The sequence below is a fragment of the Microtetraspora sp. AC03309 genome (assembly GCF_020826795.1).
Classification (GTDB): Bacteria; Actinomycetota; Actinomycetes; order Streptosporangiales; family Streptosporangiaceae; genus Microtetraspora; species Microtetraspora glauca.
Window position 1 is genome coordinate 1 of the sequence record NZ_JADDIL010000095.1, and the last position, 17382, is coordinate 17382.

At 69.5% G+C, this 17382-nt stretch carries 17 protein-coding genes; 8 read left to right on the forward strand and 9 right to left on the reverse strand.

The genetic code is table 11. The features are described 5' to 3' along the window. Window positions 1-61: 61 nt before the first annotated feature. Complete coding sequence (locus IMZ11_RS37255) at window positions 62-1009, reverse strand: hypothetical protein (protein WP_228647352.1); 948 nt, start codon at window positions 1007-1009, stop codon at window positions 62-64. 143 nt (window positions 1010-1152) lie between these two features. Here IMZ11_RS37255 and IMZ11_RS37260 point away from each other — a divergent pair, with 143 nt between their 5' ends. Beyond that, window positions 1153-1404: a hypothetical protein gene (locus tag IMZ11_RS37260; RefSeq protein ID WP_228647354.1), complete on the forward strand. Its 252-nt coding sequence runs from the start codon at window positions 1153-1155 to the stop codon at window positions 1402-1404. 14 nt (window positions 1405-1418) lie between these two features. Here IMZ11_RS37260 and IMZ11_RS37265 read toward each other — a convergent pair whose 3' ends face one another. Then, window positions 1419-2444: a GDP-mannose 4,6-dehydratase gene (locus IMZ11_RS37265; protein ID WP_228647356.1), complete on the reverse strand. Its 1026-nt coding sequence runs from the start codon at window positions 2442-2444 to the stop codon at window positions 1419-1421. Window positions 2445-2743: 299 nt separating this feature from the next. Between IMZ11_RS37265 and IMZ11_RS37270 the strand changes: the two genes are divergently transcribed. The 3 genes from IMZ11_RS37270 to IMZ11_RS37280 all read left to right on the forward strand — a co-directional run bounded on the left by IMZ11_RS37270 (window position 2744) and on the right by IMZ11_RS37280 (window position 5949). Then, window positions 2744-3988, forward strand: coding sequence for a glycosyltransferase family 4 protein (locus IMZ11_RS37270; protein WP_228647358.1), 1245 nt, complete (start codon window positions 2744-2746; stop codon window positions 3986-3988). Window positions 3989-4076: 88 nt separating this feature from the next. Further along, window positions 4077-4790 (forward strand): class I SAM-dependent methyltransferase, encoded by a 714-nt coding sequence (locus IMZ11_RS37275; protein WP_061255131.1) that lies wholly within the window; start codon window positions 4077-4079, stop codon window positions 4788-4790. Window positions 4791-4890: 100 nt separating this feature from the next. Continuing rightward, on the forward strand, window positions 4891-5949 hold the full coding sequence (locus IMZ11_RS37280; RefSeq protein WP_228647360.1) for a prenyltransferase: 1059 nt from the start codon (window positions 4891-4893) through the stop codon (window positions 5947-5949). A gap of 112 nt (window positions 5950-6061) precedes the next feature. Here the strand turns inward: IMZ11_RS37280 and IMZ11_RS37285 are convergent, their stop codons facing one another. Next, entirely contained in the window at window positions 6062-6691 is a 630-nt protein-coding gene (locus IMZ11_RS37285; protein WP_061255255.1) for a class I SAM-dependent methyltransferase, read from the reverse strand. Between the two features lie 151 nt (window positions 6692-6842). Between IMZ11_RS37285 and IMZ11_RS37290 the strand changes: the two genes are divergently transcribed. The 4 genes from IMZ11_RS37290 (at window position 6843) to IMZ11_RS37305 (ending at window position 9926) form a co-directional block, all read left to right on the forward strand. Then, the gene (locus tag IMZ11_RS37290) at window positions 6843-7328 is read left to right on the forward strand and encodes a pyridoxamine 5'-phosphate oxidase family protein (protein WP_228647362.1); all 486 of its coding nucleotides are present in this window, start codon (window positions 6843-6845) and stop codon (window positions 7326-7328) included. A 37-nt stretch (window positions 7329-7365) separates the two neighbouring features. Then, window positions 7366-7560 (forward strand): ferredoxin, encoded by a 195-nt coding sequence (locus IMZ11_RS37295; RefSeq protein WP_061255134.1) that lies wholly within the window; start codon window positions 7366-7368, stop codon window positions 7558-7560. A gap of 16 nt (window positions 7561-7576) precedes the next feature. Beyond that, window positions 7577-8662: an alcohol dehydrogenase catalytic domain-containing protein gene (locus IMZ11_RS37300; protein WP_228647364.1), complete on the forward strand. Its 1086-nt coding sequence runs from the start codon at window positions 7577-7579 to the stop codon at window positions 8660-8662. 100 nt (window positions 8663-8762) lie between these two features. Continuing rightward, entirely contained in the window at window positions 8763-9926 is a 1164-nt protein-coding gene (locus IMZ11_RS37305; RefSeq protein ID WP_228647366.1) for an ATP-binding protein, read from the forward strand. Window positions 9927-10089: 163 nt separating this feature from the next. On the opposite strand, the gene IMZ11_RS37310 is transcribed toward IMZ11_RS37305, so the two are convergent. The 6 genes from IMZ11_RS37310 to IMZ11_RS37335 all read right to left on the reverse strand — a co-directional run bounded on the left by IMZ11_RS37310 (window position 10090) and on the right by IMZ11_RS37335 (window position 17202). Beyond that, window positions 10090-11097: a sugar phosphate isomerase/epimerase gene (locus IMZ11_RS37310; protein ID WP_061255136.1), complete on the reverse strand. Its 1008-nt coding sequence runs from the start codon at window positions 11095-11097 to the stop codon at window positions 10090-10092. Between the two features lie 56 nt (window positions 11098-11153). Continuing rightward, window positions 11154-12314, reverse strand: a complete 1161-nt coding sequence (locus IMZ11_RS37315; RefSeq protein ID WP_228647368.1) for a Gfo/Idh/MocA family protein — start codon at window positions 12312-12314, stop codon at window positions 11154-11156. After that, window positions 12311-13375: a substrate-binding domain-containing protein gene (locus IMZ11_RS37320; RefSeq protein WP_228647370.1), complete on the reverse strand. Its 1065-nt coding sequence runs from the start codon at window positions 13373-13375 to the stop codon at window positions 12311-12313. The genes IMZ11_RS37315 and IMZ11_RS37320 overlap by 4 nt, the downstream gene beginning before the upstream one ends. 116 nt (window positions 13376-13491) lie before the next feature. Beyond that, window positions 13492-14478, reverse strand: coding sequence for an ABC transporter permease (locus IMZ11_RS37325; protein ID WP_061255138.1), 987 nt, complete (start codon window positions 14476-14478; stop codon window positions 13492-13494). Beyond that, window positions 14471-16003 (reverse strand): sugar ABC transporter ATP-binding protein, encoded by a 1533-nt coding sequence (locus IMZ11_RS37330; RefSeq protein WP_228647372.1) that lies wholly within the window; start codon window positions 16001-16003, stop codon window positions 14471-14473. Before IMZ11_RS37330 ends, IMZ11_RS37325 begins: the two co-directional genes overlap by 8 nt. A 26-nt stretch (window positions 16004-16029) precedes the next feature. Next, complete coding sequence (locus IMZ11_RS37335; protein WP_061255257.1) at window positions 16030-17202, reverse strand: ROK family transcriptional regulator; 1173 nt, start codon at window positions 17200-17202, stop codon at window positions 16030-16032. Between the last annotated feature and the right edge of the window lie 180 nt (window positions 17203-17382).

Consider the following 17382-nt stretch of genomic DNA (forward strand, 5'->3'; position numbering starts at 1 on the left):
CGCCCGAATCGCCCCACGGCACCGCACCCCGAACCGCCGCGCCCCCAGTCGCCGCACCCGATCAGTACGGCGACCTCCACGCGGCCGCCTGCTCCGGCCACGGATCTCCCGGCGACGGCCACCAGTCGCTCTCGCGCGTGAAAGGGGCCGGATCGCGCTCGATGGCGGGGTAGGTCATGGGCTGATGCCCGGACGGCCACCTCCTGGCGGATCGGGACGACGCCGGCGAAGCGCTCTCGGTGGATTCGTCGTCGCGGGCGGTCGCGCCTTCTTCGCGCTCGGCCGCACGCGGATCGCCCACGGACTCCAGCGCCGCTTCGAGCAGCCGGCAACGCCGCTCGGCTTCGATCTGGCGTCTTCGCGCGTACGTCAACCGCTGTTGCAGCGTCTCGATCTCCGCGAGCAGTTGGTCGCGTTCCCGCTCCTGCTCCCGCAGGAGTCCGATTTCCGCCTGCGTACGTTCGCGTTCATCCGCCCAGGCGGCGCGCAACTGTCGGCTGTCCCTGATCAACTCCTCGACCTGCTGTTCACGGGCCGCCAGGACCTCCTGCAGGCTTTTCACCTGATTCCGTGTCTCGCGCAGTTCGGTCGTCGCCGTGGCCAGTTGGTCCGTCACGACCTGCACCTGGAACGCCTGCTTGTCGCGCGATTCCAACGCGCGAAGATGCAGATCGTGAAGATGCTCCCGGACTTCTGTCGTGACGGGTCTTCCTCTCGCCTTGGTCAGCTCGCCGAGTAGGCCGTCAAGAAACGGACGGGCGGGAATCCTGCGACCACTCAGATAACGGGACAGCGCCCCCTTGTCCATATAGTTCAGCGCCGCGTACTGCCCCAGGGACATGTGCAGCATTCCGAAGATCTCGCGTAGTTGCCCGGCGAATTCCCGGACCTCACGTTCCAGATCGTCCGGCAACGCGCAGAGCTCGCCGGGCCCTGTCCCACCGCGCTTCGCGGGCTCCAATGTTCCGGCCATGAGCAGATCGTCGCCCACATCGCCGAACGACTCCATAAGGAAATGGAATCAGGTGTTGCCAACCGCGTCGCAACACCCGTTGCGGCTCGGCAACGGGTGTTGCGGGGGACGCGCACCCCCCTCTTCCTCTGGCAGCGTTCTCGTTACACGGCATATGAGCCATCCGGGAGGTGGGGGCATTGGAATCGATGCTCGGGATTCTCTCTTCGCTGCCCCGCCGGCAGCGCGTGCTGATCATCGCCATCGCGTTCATTCCGATGACGTTGGTCACCTTGTGCTGCGCACCGGCGTTGATCGTGCTGCCATTCTTTCCGGGCGGAGTCGATCGCACGCGGACGCTCATCGCCGCGCTTGTCACATGGTCGCGGACGATACTTCTCGGAAGTCTCGACGGACACCATTCCGCGCGGAACGCTCGGCGGCCGAATTGAAATGCCGCCCGCGATCAGGGCCAGGAGGAGTCCTGGTGGGGGTCGCCGCCTCCGGCGAGGAGGGCGAGGTCGGACTCGACCATCATGGCGACGAGTTCCTCGAACGCGACCGTCGGCTCCCATCCGAGCTGCGTCCTGGCCTTCTTCGGGTCGGCGCAGAGCAGGTCCACCTCCGCCGGGCGGTGCAGGGACTGATCGCACACGACATATCGCTCCCAGTCCAGTCCGGCCGCGCCGAAGGCGGCCTCGACCAGTTCCCGTACCGACTGGGTCCGGCCGGTGCCGATCACGTAGTCCTCCGGCTCCGCGGCCTGGAGCATCAGACGCATGGCCCGGGCGTAGTCACCGGCGAACCCCCAGTCGCGGCGCGCCTCCAGGTTGCCGAGCCGCAGTTCGGTGGCCAGCCCCAGCTTGATCCGGGCGACGCCGAGGCTCACCTTGCGAGTGACGAACTCGGCTCCGCGCCTGGGCGACTCGTGGTTGAACAGGATGCCCGACACGGCGAACATGCCGTACGACTCGCGGTAGTTCTGGGTGAGGAAGTGCCCGTACGTCTTGGCCACGCCGTACGGAGAGCGGGGATGGAAGGGTGTGCGCTCGTTCTGCGGGGTCTCCCGGACCTGGCCGAACATCTCCGAGCTCGACGCCTGATAGAAGCGGATCTGCCCGGAGCCCGCGCCACGCGCGGCGGTGATCCCGGAGCAGACCCGGATCGCCTCCAGCATGCGGAGCACGCCCATGCCGGTGACCTCGGCGGTGAGCTCCGCCTGCTCCCAGGACATCGGGACGAACGAGATCGCGCCCAGGTTGTAGACCTCGTCGGGCTGCACCTTCTCCACCGCGGAGATCAGCGATCCCTGGTCCAGCAGGTCGCCGCGGACGAGCTGGACGTCCTGCAGCAACCGGCGCACCCGCGAGACGCGAGGGTTGGCCTGACCGCGTACCAGCCCCCAGACCTCGTATCCCTCACTCAGCAGATGTTCGGCGAGATACGAGCCGTCCTGGCCGGTGATGCCAGTGATCAGCGCACGCCTGGCCAAGGGATCCTCCTCGCATCGGGGGCACCCGAATTCTCCGAAGTCCGCATGAGATTGCGGGGAAAGCAGCTATGAGAGGCGAATGTACCCCTCTGGGCCGATCTGAGCGCAGCTGCGACACGGACACCACGCTAGAACATGTTCCACCGAACCAGATTCGGGTAAGCTAACTTCCCAGTTGGGGCCATGTGAACGCCCCACAAGAGACCAATTTCACCTCGGTATCCCCACTGGTGGGGTGCCCAGGCTAAGGTCATCTTTATGGCAGCCCCAAGGGGGGCAAAGCTGGAGAGGGGTGCCCCTTGGCGGAGAGGCTGCGAGTCGCGCTGCTGTCCTATCGCAGCAAGCCCACCTGCGGAGGCCAGGGGGTGTACCTGCGCCACATCAGCCGCGAACTGGTCGCACTCGGGCACCACGTCGAGGTCTTCTCCGGCCAGCCGTACCCCGAACTCGACGACGGGGTCATCCTCAACAAGGTCCCCAGCCTGGATCTCTACGACGACGCCGACCCGTTCCGCACGCCGAAACTCGGCGAGTACCGCGACTGGATCGACGCGCTCGAAGTCGCCACGATGTGGACGGCGGGCTTCCCCGAGCCGCTCACCTTCAGCCTCAGGGCCTACCGCGAGCTCAAGAAGCGCCAGGGCGACTTCGACGTCGTCCAGGACAACCAGACCCTGGGATACGGCGTGCTGGGCATCCAGAAGCTCCTCCCGGTCGTGGGCACCATCCACCACCCGATCAGTGTGGACCGGCGGATCGAGCTGAAGGCCGCGAAGGGCTGGAAGAAGCTCTCCATGCGTCGCTGGTACGGATTCGTCCGTATGCAGAGCATCGTCGCCCCCCGGCTCAGCCCGATCCTCACCGTCAGCGAGTCGTCCCTCGCGGACATCCACCGCGACTTCAACGTGCCCCAGGCCAACATGCGGCTCATCCCGCTCGGCGTGGACACCCGTTTCTTCCACCCCCGGCCGCAGCTGCCCAAGCGGCCCGGCTCGATCGTGGCCGTGGCCAGCGCGGACTCCCCCATGAAGGGCGTCGCGACCCTGCTGCGCGCGGTCGCCAAGCTCGCCACCGAGCGCGACGTCCACCTGACCGTGGTCAGCAAGCCGACCCCCGGCGGGCCGACGGAGAAGCTGGTCTCCGAGCTCTCCCTGCGCGACCGGGTCCGGTTCGTCCACGGGATCTCGGACGACGAGCTGGCCGAGCTGATCGCCACCTCCGAGGTGGCGGTCGTGCCCTCGCTGTACGAGGGCTTCTCGCTCCCCGCGGTGGAGCACATGGCCTGCGGAACACCCCTCGTCGCGTCCAGGACGGGCGCCCTGCCCGAGGTCGTCGGGGACGCCGCCGTCCAGGTCGCTCCCGGCGACCCGGAGGAACTGGCCGCCGTACTGCGCCGCCTGCTCGACTCCCCCGAGGAGCGCGCGGAGGTCGGCCGCAAGGGCTACGACCGCGTAATGGAGCGCTACGCGTGGCCGGTGGTCGCCCAGCGCACCGTCGACGCCTACCGCGAGGCCATCGCCGCCCGTACGGCCACCGCCTCGTGAGATCGCGCCGCGAGCGGGCGTTCTCGTCCCCACGCGCGCCACGAAGCCGCGCCGGAAGCATCCGCATGATCACGAAAGGTAGGCAGGAGTGCTGACCGTCGACTTCGAGCGGCTCCCCGTCGGGCCAGGCGACCGTGTTCTCGACCTCGGCGCCGGCGGCGGCCGGCACGCCTTCGAGGTGCTCCGCCGGGGCGCCGACGTGGTGGCCTTCGACATGGACGCGGCCGAGCTGGAAGGCGTCGCCGCGATGTTCGCCGCCATGGACAAGGAGGGTCAGGTGCCGCCCGGGGCCTCCGGGGACACCGTGGTCGGCGACGCGCTCCACATGCCGTTCCCCGACGCGTCCTTCGACCGCGTGATCGCGGCCGAGGTGCTCGAACACATCCCCGACGACATGGCCGCCATGCGGGAGATCGTCCGCGTGCTCAAGCCGGGCGGGCGGGCCGCGATCACCGTGCCGAGCTTCCTGCCGGAACGCATCTGCTGGGCGCTGTCCGAGGACTACCACACCGCTCCCGGCGGGCACATCAGGATCTACACGCTGGCGGAACTCCAGGCCAAGCTGAAGGCGTCCGGCCTTGAGGTCGGCTCCCACCACCACGCTCACGGCCTGCACGCGCCGTACTGGTGGATCAAGTGCGCGGTGGGCGTGAACAACGACGACCATCCGCTGGCCAAGGCCTACCACGAGCTCCTCGTGTGGGACATCATGAAGCGCCCCGCCGCCACCCGGATCGCGGAGGCCGTGCTCAACCCGCTGATCGGCAAGAGCGTGGTCGTCTACGTCCGGAAGCCGGCATGAGCGAGCGCAGCGGGAGCGTCGACCGGCCGCGCGCGTCTCGCGACGTGCCGCCGCGCGCGCCTTCGGCACGACCCGACTCCGAGCGGCGAGGCGCGGCGGCATGAGCGTGCCGGCCGTCCCGGGAGCGATCACAGCGGATCAGGTGGTGGCCACCGCGAGGAGCATCGCGGCGGTCCAGGACGGCGAGGGCGGCGTGCCTTGGCCGGAGGGCCACATCGACGCGTGGAACCACGTCGAATGCCTGATGGCCATGACCGTGGCCGGCCTGCGCGAGGAGGCTCGCCGGGGTTACGACTGGCTCGCCCGGTACCAGCGCCAGAACGGTTCGTGGCCGATGAAGGTGGCCGGCGGCGAGCCCGTCGAGAAGGGCGGCGAGTCCAACCACGCCGCGTACGTCGCCGTGGGAGTCTGGCACGACCTGCTCGTGACCGGCGACGAGGCGTTCGCCGCGTCCATGTGGCCCATGGTCACCCGGGCGCTGGACTTCGTCGTCGGGCTGCAGACCACCCGCGGCGAGATCGTCTGGGAGCGCGACGCGCACGGCGTCCCCGCGGCGTACGCGCTGCTCACCGGATCCGCGTCGATCTACCAGGGACTCCGCAGCGGTGTCCTGCTCGGTGAACGGCTCGGCGATCCGCAGCCCGACTGGGAACTGGCCGCCGACCGGCTGGGACACGTGCTCGCCGCACATCCTGAGGCGTTCGCCGACAAGAGCCGCTTCTCGATGGACTGGTACTACCCCGTCCTCGGCGGTGCCGTACGCGGGGCCGAGGGCGAGAAGCGCATCGAAGAGGAGTGGGACACCTTCGTCGTCCCCGATCTCGGCGTCCGCTGCGTCTCCGACCAGCCCTGGGTGACCGGCGCGGAGTCCTGCGAGCTGGTGCTGACCCTGGACGCGATGGGCGACAGGGACAGGGCGCTGCGCGTGTTCGCCGACATGCAGCACCTGCGCCACGAGGACGGCTCGTACTGGACGGGCTGGCAGTTCGTGAACGAGAAACACTTCCCGCACGAGCGGTCGGCCTACACGGCGGCGGCGGTGATCCTCGCCGCGGACGCGCTGTCCGGGGCGACGCCCGGAGCCGCGATCTTCCGTAACGCCGGTGACCACGAGGTCCGCATCACCGGCGACTGCGGCTGCGAGCACGCCCGCGCCTAGACCCGGGGAGATCATCCGGCGACGTCTGCCCATCGGGGTTCCGGACCGAAACCCCGATGGCACCACGTACCGGCGACACAGTCGGACGGGCCGACGGACCTCGCGGCGAGGGCTAGATGCCCGGGCCGGTTCGTTCGAGGACGCGCAGGGAGCCGTCGGCACGGACCTCGGTGAAGGCCCCGGAGGCGAGGGCGCGGAGATAGACGCGGTACGGCGCCTGCCCCCCGGCCGCCGGGTCGGGATAGATGTCGTGGAAGACCAGCGCCCCGCCCTCGACCACGTGCGGGGCCCATCCCTCGTAGTCCCGGGTCACCGGCTCCTCCGAGTGCCCTCCGTCGATGAAGAGCATGGCCAGCGGTGTGTTCCAGTGCCTGGCGACGGTCTCTGAGGCGCCGACGACGGCGATGACCTCGTCCTCAAGGCCGGCGGTGGCGATCGTGCGGCGGAAGAACGGCAGCGAGTCCATCTTCCCGAAGCACGGGTCCATCAGCGTGGGGTCGTGGTGAGCCCATCCCGGCTGGATCTCCTCCGAGCCGCGGTGGTGGTCCACCGTGAACACGACCGAGCCCGCCACGCGCGCGCCGGCGCCCAGGTAGATCGCCGACTTGCCGCAGTACGTGCCGATCTCGCAGATCGGGCCGCGCGAGCCGTACGCGCAGGCGAGTTCGAAGAGGGCCTGGCCCTCCTCCGGCGGCATGAAGCCCTTGGCCCGCTCCGCGGCGTACCGCAGATCAGCGGGCATCGTGACGGTGGTCACCGGTCGGTCACCTTCAGCATGGTCGTCCTTTTCGTACGGCTGTCGCCTGCAAGGGACGGAGCCTAGCCCACAACAACCCGAACAAGGTTCCACTGTCCCCTTGTCCGGCATGATGGAACATGTTCTACTTTGCTGCGTGAACCAGCGCTCCCAGATTGCGATGTCCGAGGAAGAGATCGCGAAGCTGCTCGACGGCGCACGCAAGCTCCAGCTCGGCACGATCAACCCCGACGGCACCCCGCACATGGTGACCATGTTCTACGGCCTGGTCGACGGGAAGATCGCCTTCTGGACGTACGGCAAGGCCCAGAAGGCCCGCAACATCGAGCGCGATTCCCGGATCACCTGCCTGATCGAGGACGGCGACGAGTACTCCGAACTGCGCGGCATCATGCTGTACGGCGTCGCCAAGCGTGTCGACGACCCCGCGGGCGTCCTCGGCATCGGGATGGAGGTCACCCGGCGCATGACCCGCATGGACGATGTCGAACCGCTCCGGGAGTACGTCGAGCAGACCGGCCGCAAGCGCGTCGGCTATGTCGTCGAGCCGACCCGCGTGGTCTCCTGGGACCACAGCAAGCTCGCCGCGGCTCCACGACAGCGCTCCGGGGAATCCCTCTGAGCCCACCGGAGCAGCGGCCCCATCCGAGGAGAGTCCAGTGAAGATCAAGCTCGACGAGCTGGTGTGCGAGGCCAACGCCGTGTGCACCGGCCTGGCCCCCGAGGTCTTCGAGCTCGATGACGACGACCGGCTGCACGTCGTACTGCCCGAGCCGCCGGCGGAGATGCTCGACCGCGTGCGGCACGCGGTCCGTTCCTGCCCCAAAGCCGCCCTATCGCTCGAAGACGAGTAACCCCCCAGGAGGTCAAATGCGCGGAGCGCTGCTGCACGCGGTCGGTGACGACAAGCTCGACATCCGTGACGACTTCACGCTGGCCCCGGTCGGCCCCACGGACGTCCGCGTGAAGATCAAGGCCACCGGCGTCTGCCATTCCGACCTGTCGGTGCTCTCAGGCGTGCTGCCGATGCCGCTGCCCGTGATCCCCGGGCACGAGGGCGCCGGCGAGGTGGTCGAGGTGGGCGACCACGTGACCTCCGTCCAGCCCGGCGACCACGTGATCATCAACTGGACGCCCGCGTGCGGCGACTGCCCGAACTGCATGGTCGGCCAGCCGCACCTCTGCATGACGTTCGTGATGAAGAGCTTCGTGGAAGCCCGCTTCCGCTACGGCGGCGACACCCCGGCGTTCGGCATGGCCGGCTGCGGCACCTGGGCCGAGGAGATCGTCGTTCCGTGGCAGGGGGCGATCAAGGTCGACCCGGACGTGCCGTACGAGGCCGCCGCGCTGATCGGCTGCGGCATCACCACCGGCGTCGGAGCGGTGCTCAACACCGCGAAGGTACGCCCCGGCTCGACTGTCGCGGTCGTCGGCTGCGGCGGCGTGGGCCTCTCGGTGATCCAGGGCGCCCGGCTGTCGGGCGCGACCACGATCCTCGCGATCGACCCCCTGGAGTCCAAGCACGAGCTGGCCAAGAAGGTCGGCGCCACGCACGCGATCACCCCCGACCAGCTCATGGACGCGACGGCGAGCCTCACCGGCGGCCAGGGCTTCGACTACGGCTTCGAGGTGGTCGGCAAGTCCGCCGCGATCATGACCGCGTGGCAGGCCACGCGACGCGGCGGCGACGTCGTCGTCGTCGGCGCGGGCGCCATGGACGACACCGTGCCGCTGACCGCGTTCAACCTGCTCTTCGAGGGCAAGAACATCCTCAGCTCGCTCTACGGCGGTTCGGACGTGCGCCGCGACTTCCCGTTCTTCGCCGGCCTCTACAAAGCGGGCAAGCTCGACCTGGAGAGCATGATCAGCGCCAGGATCAAGCTCTCGGACCTCAACGACGCGGTCACCTCGCTCAAGAACGGCGAGGTTCTCCGCCAGATCGTCGTCATGGACTGAGAACACGCGCGAAGGACAGACCCGCCCGGCGTTCCCGGGCGGGCCTGTCGCCGTTCCGGGCCGTCAGCCAGGGGCGACTTGGTAGATTCCATCTACCTAGATGCCATCTACCGAGGAGTCGACCATCCGGGTCCTGGCATCCGCTCTTCCCCCGGTGCCCTCGATCGTCGTCATGGACGAGATGCCCTGGCTCGCCGAACAGGATGACCTGTTCGACGGAGCGCTGCAGACAGCGTGGGACCGACTGCTTTCGAGGAAGCCGGTCCTCCTGCTCCTGCTGGGGAGCGACCTTCACATGATGGAGCGGCTGACGGCCTACGACCGCCCGTTCTATGGGCGGGCGGACACCATGGTGCTCGGCCCGCTCAACCCGGCCGAGACCGCCGACGCCGTCGGCTTGGAGGGGAGCGACGCGGTGGACGCCTATCTGGCCAGTGGCGGCCTCCCCGGGATTCTGCGCGCATGGCCGCATGCCACGCCCGCCCTCGATTTCATCCGCGAAGAATGCGCGGATCCGGCGTCCCCTTTGTTCGGCGTACCGGAATCCGTTCTGCTCTCCGAGTTCCCCACCCCCGACCAGGCGCGCCGGGTGCTCGAAGCGATCGGCAGCGGCGACAGGACCACGGCCACCATCGCGGCCACGGCGGGTGGACGCGAGGGCCCGCTGAAGTCCGGCTCGCTCTCCCCTCTCCTCCACAGGTTGGCGGAGGAGAAGCAGGTGCTTTCCGTGGATCGGCCGCTGTCCACCCAGCCGGGCAAACCGGCCTTGTACCGGATCGCCGATCACAACCTGCGGATGTATCTGGGCATGCTCCGTTCCGCCGCAGATCATTCCCGCCGGGGTCGTCCGGACCTGGCGTTCCGCTTGGTTCAACGACGATGGACCAGCCTTCGCTGCCGCGCGGTGGAACCCGTCGTACGCGACGCGCTGACGATCGCCGGGGCGTCCGGAGATCTCCCGTGGCCCGAGGTTGCGGCCGTGGGCGGCTGGTGGAATCGCCGATTCGCTCCCGAAGTCGATCTGGTCGGCGCGGACCACGCCCCAGTGGCTCGCCACGTCGCGTTCGCGGGCTCCATCAAATGGCTGGGCACCCCATTCGACGCGCATGACCTTGCGACCCTCCGCCGTGACGCGGCGCAGGTGCCCGGGTTCGACACGGGGGCGAGCGGACTCGCCGTGATCTCGCTGTCAGGTATGCGGTCCGGTGTGGAAGGCGCCGACCTGGTCTGGGGCGCGGACGACGTCATCGCGGCGTGGCGCTGAGCCGGGGCGGCGGAACCCGCCCTGCGGCACTGGCCCCGGAGCAACGACCACCGGAGCACTGACCCCGGAGCACTGACCCCGGAGCACTGGCCACCGCGGAACTCGTCCCGGAGGACTCCCGCGCCTCGACGCTTCGAGCGGCCGCGCCGCCAGAACGGGTGAACTACTCCGAGGAGAAGGCGGCGTCGAAGGACGCTTCCGGCGGGGTGATGGCGTTCAGCCGCCGGATGTACGCCAGGGACTCCGGAGCGCCGGCGAGGCGGTCCATGCCGGCGTCCTCCCACTCGATCGAGATCGGGCCGTCGTAGCCGATGGCGTTCAACGCGCGGAAACACTCCTCCCACGGCACGTCGCCCCGCCCGGTCGAGACGAAGTCCCAGCCGCGCCGCAGGTCCGCCCAGGGCAGGTGGGAGGACAGCCGGCCACGGCGGCCGTCGCCGACGCGGACCTTGGTGTCCTTGCAGTCGACGTGATAGATCCGGTCGGCGAAGTCGAGGATGAACCCGGCCGGGTCGACCTGCTGCCAAACCATGTGCGAGGGGTCCCAGTTCAGCCCGAACGCCTCGCGACGGCCGACGGCCTCCAGCGTGCGCACCGTGGTGTGGTAGTCGTAGGCGATCTCGCTGGGGTGCACCTCGTGCGCGAACCGCACGCCCACCTCGTCGAAGACGTCCAGGATCGGGTTCCACCGGTCGGCGAAGTCCTGGTATCCCGCCTCGATCATCGACGGCGGGACCGGCGGGAACATCGCCACGGTGTGCCAGATGGACGATCCGGTGAACCCCACCACCGTTCCGACGCCCAGCTTCGCCGCGGCCCTCGCGGTGTCCTTCATCTCCTCGGCCGCGCGCCGCCGTACCTCCTCGGGATCTCCGGACCCCCACAGGCGCGCGGGCAGGATGGCCTTGTGCCGCTCGTCGATCGGGTGGTCGCAGACGGCCTGTCCGACGAGGTGGTTCGAGACGGCCCACACGCCGAGGTTGTGCTTCGCGAGGACCTCGCGCTTGCGTTCCACGTACGTGTCGTCGGAAAGGGCCTTGTCCACCTCGAAGTGGTCGCCCCAGCAGGCGATCTCCAGGCCGTCGTAGCCCCATTCGGAGGCGAGCCGGCACACCTCCTCGAAGGGGAGATCGGCCCACTGCCCGGTGAACAACGTGATCGGTCGCGTCATCTGCGCTCCTCCCGGTACGGGATCTCAGGGGATGTCACGGGATGTCATGGGTGTGCTCAGAGCGGCGTCCACCGGGAGGCGTTCGCCGCGCTCTCCTCGACGGCGGCCAGCACGCGCTGCACGCGCAGGCCGTCCTCGAACGAGGGCGAGGGGTCGGTCCCGGCCGCGATCGCCTCCAGGAAGTCCTTCACCTCGTGGGTGAAGGTGTGCTCGTAGCCCAGGCCGTGGCCCGGAGGCCACCACGCGTCCATGTAGGGATGGCCGGGCTCGGTGACGAGGATCCGCCGGAACCCGGCGTCCGCCTGGGCCTCGTCGTGGAACCACAGCTCGTTCATGGCCTCGAAGTCGAACGCCAGGCTGCCCAGCGAGCCGTTGATCTCCAGCCGGAGGGCGTTCTTGCGTCCGGTGGCGAACCGGGTGGCCTCGAACGACCCCAGCGCACCGCCGTCGAACCTGCCGATGAACAGCGCCGCGTCGTCGACGGTGACCTGCCCCCGCCCGTCCGTACGGCTGCCGCCGGCGAGCCCGCTGGCGCCCTCGGCCAGCGGCCTCTCCTTGACGAAGGTCTCGGTGAGGGCGGAGACGCCGGTCAGCAGCTGTCCGGTGACGAACTGGGCGGTGTCCACGATGTGAGCGCCGATGTCGCCCAGCGCGCCCGATCCGGCCCTGTCCTTCTGCAGTCGCCACACCAGGGGGAACTCGGGGTCCACGATCCAGTCCTGGAGGTACTGGGCGCGGACGTGCCGGATCTCCCCGAGGCGTCCTTCCGCGACGTACCTCCTGGCCAGCGCGATGGCGGGCACCCGCCGGTAGTTGAAGGCGACCATGCTGCGCACGCCGCGCGCCGCCGCCTTCTTCGCGGCCGCGGTCATGGCCTCCGCCTCCGCCACGGTGTTGGCGAGCGGCTTCTCGCACAGGACGTGCTTGCCCGCCTCCAGTGCGGCGATGGCGATCTCCGCGTGGGAGTCACCGGGCGTGCAGATGTCCACGAGCTGCACGTCGTCGCGGGCGACCAGCTCGCGCCAGTCGGTCTCGACCGCGGCCCAGCCGAGCGCGGCCGCGGCGGCGGCCGCGTGGTCCTCCGACCGACCGGAGAGCACCGCCATCGACGGTGTCACCGGCAGGTCGAAGAACGCGGTCACGTTCCGCCAGGCCTGGGAGTGCACGCGTCCCATGAACGCGTAGCCCACCATGCCCACCCCGATCAGCGGCTTCACGATTCGAACCCCAACGGGAGGTAGGTCGCGGCGTTGTCCTTGGTGATGGTCTCGGACGCGAGGGTGATCGACTGGGGGACCTGGTTCTCGGTGAGGTCGGACATGCCCTTGTCCTGGGCGATGAGCCGGGCCAGTTTGATCGCGGACGACGCCATGGTCGGGCTGTAGGTCACCGTGGCCGCGAGCACGCTGCCACCGGACTGGATCTCACGCATGGCGTTCGCCGATCCTGCGCCGCCGACCATGAAGAACTCGCTGCGGTTCGCCTCCTTGATGGCGGCGAGCACGCCGATGCCCTGGTCGTCGTCGTGGTTCCAGATGGCGTCGATCTTCTTGTGCGCCTGCAGCAGGTTCGCGGTGACCTCGGTGCCGGACTGGACGGTGAACTGGGCGGCCTGCTTGGCGGTCACCTTGAACCCGTACGACTTGAGCGCGTCCTCGAAGCCCTTGCTCCGGTCCTGCGTGAGCGGCAGCGTGGCGATGCCCTGGATCTCGACGATCACGGGATCGCTCACCCCCTTCTCCTTGAGCGTCTTCCCGATGTAATGCCCGGCGGCCACGCCCATGCCGTAGTTGTCGCCGCCGATCCAGGTCCGGTACGACAGCTTGTCGGGGAAGACCCGGTCGAGGTTGACGACCGGGATTCCGGCGTCCATGGCCTGCCTGGCCACCTGGTTGAGCTGCTGGCCGTCGTTGGGCAGCAGCACCAGGACGTCGACCTTCGCCTGGATCAGGGACTCCACGGCCGAGATCTGCTGGTTGATGTCGTTGGTCGGCTCCACCGGCTTGAACACCACGTCGGAGTACTGCTTCGCCGCGGCCTCGGCGTTCTTGGCGATGGCCGCGATCCAGCCGTGGTCGGCGGCGGGCGCCGAGAATCCGATCGTCACCTGGGTGCCGGGCTGGTCGTTGCCGCCGGGCGCGGCGGCGGTCGTCGCCGCGGCGGCCGCCGCGCTGGGCTGCACGGCCGGCTCGTTGCTGGTGCACGCGGAGACGAGCGCTCCGGCGCCGATCACGGCACCGCCGAGGATGAAGCCCCGGCGACCGGTGTTCTGGGTCATGTGATCTCCCGTTTCAGATGGGGGGACTGCGTGAGGAGAAGGGTTCGAGGGTGTGGAGGGCCGGAGCCGCGAGTCGTCGCTCCCGGCCCTCGGCGGTGTTCGGATGGGTGGCGTCGTCAGGTGGCGGTGAGTGCGCCGCGCCGCTGCATGAGCACGGCGACGACGATGATCAGGCCTTTCGCGATGAGCTGGTCGCTCGTGTTGAGCCCGTTCAGGATGAACAGGTTGGTGATCACCGTGAAGATCAGCAGGCCCAGGATCGACCCGATGATGGTCCCCCGGCCGCCGGTGAGCAGGGTGCCGCCGATGATGACGGCGGCGATGGCGTCCAGTTCGTACAGGTCGCCGTGGGTGGAGGAGCCGGTGGTCGTCCTCGCCATGATGAGGACGGCCGCGATCCCGCAGCACAGGCCGGACAGCCCGTACAGCAGCATGGTGTGGCGCCGGACGTCGATGCCGGCCAGGCGGGCGGCCTCGGGGTTGCCGCCGACGGCGTACGTCCTGCGGCCGAACGTGGTCCGGTTGAGCAGGATCCAGCCGAGCACCACCACCAGGGCGAAGACGTAGACCAGCAGCGGCAGCCCGAGCACCCGGGTGGTGGACAGTTCGACGATCGCGCTGTTGGCCTGCTGGACCAGCTGGGTCCGCTGGTTGGACATGCGCTGGGCCAGGCCCCGGGCCGCCACCAGCATGGCGAGGGTCGCGATGAACGGCACCATCCGGCCGTAGGAGATCAGGAAGCCGTTCACCAGCCCGGCCCCGGTGCCGACCAGGACCGCGCACACGATCATGACCGCCGGGCCGTACGACTGGGTGGCCAGGGTGGTCGCCCAGACCGAGGACATCGCCATGACCGCGCCGACGGACAGGTCGATGCCGCCTCCGATGATCACGAAGGTCATGCCGACGGTGATCACGCCGATCGTCGAGGCGAGCGCGAGGATGCTCACCAGGTTGGAGGAGGTGGCGAAGTTCTCCGGCCTGGTCACCAGGCCGACGATCGCCAGGAGGACGAGCGCGGCGACGAGGCCGACGTGCGGCACCTCCCCGATCCTCCCCAGGAAGGGCCTTCTCGCCACGCGTGTCGGGGTCGCCTCAGTCAACGTGGGACTCCTCGTTCGTCGAAACCATGACCAGATCGAGGACGCGGTGCTCGTCGAGGTCCACCGCGGGGGCCTCGTGCACGATCCGGCCCTCACGGATGACAAGCACGCGGTCCGCCAGCCCGAGTACCTCGGGGACCTCGCTGGACACCAGCAGGACGGCCACGCCCTCGTCGGCCAGCCGCCGGATGACGGCGTACAGCTCGGCGCGGGCGCCCACGTCCACGCCGCGGGTCGGCTCGTCGAGCAGCAGCAACCTGCGGCCCTCGACGAGCCAGCGGGCCAGCACCGCCTTCTGCTGGTTGCCGCCGGACAGCGTCTTGACCGGCCGGCGCGGATCGCGCGGCCGGATGTCCAGCGCCTCGATCAGCCGGGCCGCCTCCGCGGCCTCCCTGCGGCGGTCCATCCAGCCGAGGCGCGCGTAGCGGGTCAGGCCGGCCAGCGTGATGTTGCGCGCCACGCTCTGGTCCAGCAGCAGGGCCTGCGCCTTCCGCTCCTCGGGAGCGAGGCCCATGCCGAGCCGTACGGACGTGGTCGTGTGGCCGGGCCGTACGGGGCGGCCGTCGAGCAGGACGCGGCCGGACGCCCGGCGCGCGCCGTAGACGGCCTCGATGATCTCGGACCGGCCGGAGCCGACCAGACCGGCCAGCCCGACGATCTCCCCGGCCCGCACGGAGAAGGAGACGTCGGCGAAGACGCCGGGCACGGTCAGCCCCTCCACCCCCAGGACCTCGGGCCGGTCGCCGCCGGGTTCCGGTCGCGGCGGGAAGACGTACTCGACGTCGCGACCGGTCATCAGCGAGACGACGCGCCCGGTCGGGGTCGTGGCGGGGAGGCCCACCGCGACCGTGCGGCCGTCCTTGAGCACGGTGACCCGGTCGCCGATCTCGCGGATCTCCTCCAGCCGGTGCGAGATGTAGACGACCGCGACTCCCTGGCCGGTGATCTCGCGGATGATCCGGAACAGGTTGGCGACCTCGTCGTGCGCGAGCGCGGCGGAGGGCTCGTCCATGACGATCAGGCGGGCGTCGTGGGAGAGCGCGCGGGCCATGCTGACGACCTGCTTGGCCGCCGGAGGCAGCCGGCCCACCTCGGTGCCCGGCGGGATCTCCCCGTGGCCGAGCCGTCGAAGCAGGTCCGCCGCGATCCGGTTGGTCTCTCCGCGCCGGGTGAACCCGAACGAGGTCCGCTCGTGGCCGAGGAGGATGTTCTCGGCCACGGACAGCCCGTCCACCAGGTCGAGCTCCTGGTAGATGGTCGCGATGCCCTGTTTCATGGCCGCGGTCGGGGTGGCCAGCCGTACGGGCTCGCCGTCCAGCAGGACCTCGCCCTCGTCGGGCTGGTGCGCGCCCGCGAGGATCTTGATGAGGGTCGACTTGCCCGCGCCGTTCTGGCCGAGCAGGCAGTGCACCTCGCCGGCCCTGACCTCCAGGTCGACGCCGTCCAGTGCTCGTACGCCGGGGAACCGTTTGACGATTCCCCGCATGGCGAGCAGGGGTGCCGTGTCGGGGGGTGACACCGGCATGATGCCTCCAGTTGCTGCGATGGGCGTTACGCGGCCGAGTAGACGTGGTCACTGATGAGCCGGGTCGCGCCGACGATCCCGGCGGCGTCGCCCAGTTCCGAGAGCACGATGGGCAGGTTGCCCGTCGCCAGCGGCAACGACCTGCGGTAGACGACGCTTCTGATCTCCGCGAGCAGCACGTGGCCCAGACGGGCCACGCCTCCGGCGATGATGACGAGACCGGGGTTGAAGAAGCTGACCAGGCTGGCGAGGACCTGGCCGACCCTGCGCCCGCCGTCACGGATGATCTGGATCGCCGCGGCGTCTCCCTGCGCCGCCGCGGCCGCCACGTCCTCCGCCGTCAACGCTCCGGCCGCGGCGAGCCTCTCGGCGAGGTACGGCGAGCCGCCCGACCGCGCGACAGCCGTGGCCTGACGGGCCAGCGCGGCCCCGCCGAAGTATGCCTCCAGGCACCCCGAGTTGCCGCAGGCGCAGATCGGGCCGTCGTCGTCGACCCTGATGTGGCCGATGTCGCCCGCGCTCCCGGACACTCCGCGGTAGATCTTGCCGTCCACCACGATGCCGCAGCCGACGCCGGTGCCGATCTTGACGAGCAGGAAGTCGCCGACCTGCCTGGCCAGCCCCGCGTGCAGCTCCCCGAGCGCCATGATGTTGACGTCGTTGTCCACCATCGCCGGGCAGCCGAGTTCCTCGCTGACCGCCTCCCTGACCGGGTAGCGGTCCCACCCGGGCATGATCGGCGGGACGACGGGGACGCCCTCGGGAAAGCTCACCGGCCCGGGGACGCCGATGCCGGCGCCGTGGAGCTGGGTGAACAGGCCCTGCTCGCGGAGCTTGCCCAGCAGGGCGATGGCCCGGTCGAGCACCACGGCCGGACCCTCCCGGATGTCGCACGGCTCGCTCAGATGTCCGAGGACCTCCAGCTCGCCGTCGGTGACCGCGACGTCGACCGAGGTGGCGCCGATGTCGATCCCGGCGAACCTCGTCTGGCGCGACAGCCGTACCTTGCCGGACCGCCTGCCGCCGCGTGACTCGGCGAGGCCGTCCGGCTCTGCCAGGCCCAGCTCGATCAGCCGGTCGAGCTCGACGTTCAGTTTGGACCTGGACAGGTCCACCACGTCACCGAGCTCGGCCCGCGACCGGCCGCCCTCCCGCAGGAGCCGCAGCAGCATCGCCTGATGCACGTTCTCTGGCCGCATGCGCTTCACAAAGCCTCCGGATCGGAGTGAGATGGCGCGAACTTACCCTTCTTTTGCGGAACTGTGAAGACCTTTTCTACGCCGCTTCCCTAACTTTCGCTGAAATCTGCAAAAGTTAAGGACCTGAGCTGTCACAACGAAAAACGCACGGCCTCGCGGATCAAATGATCAACGCGAGGC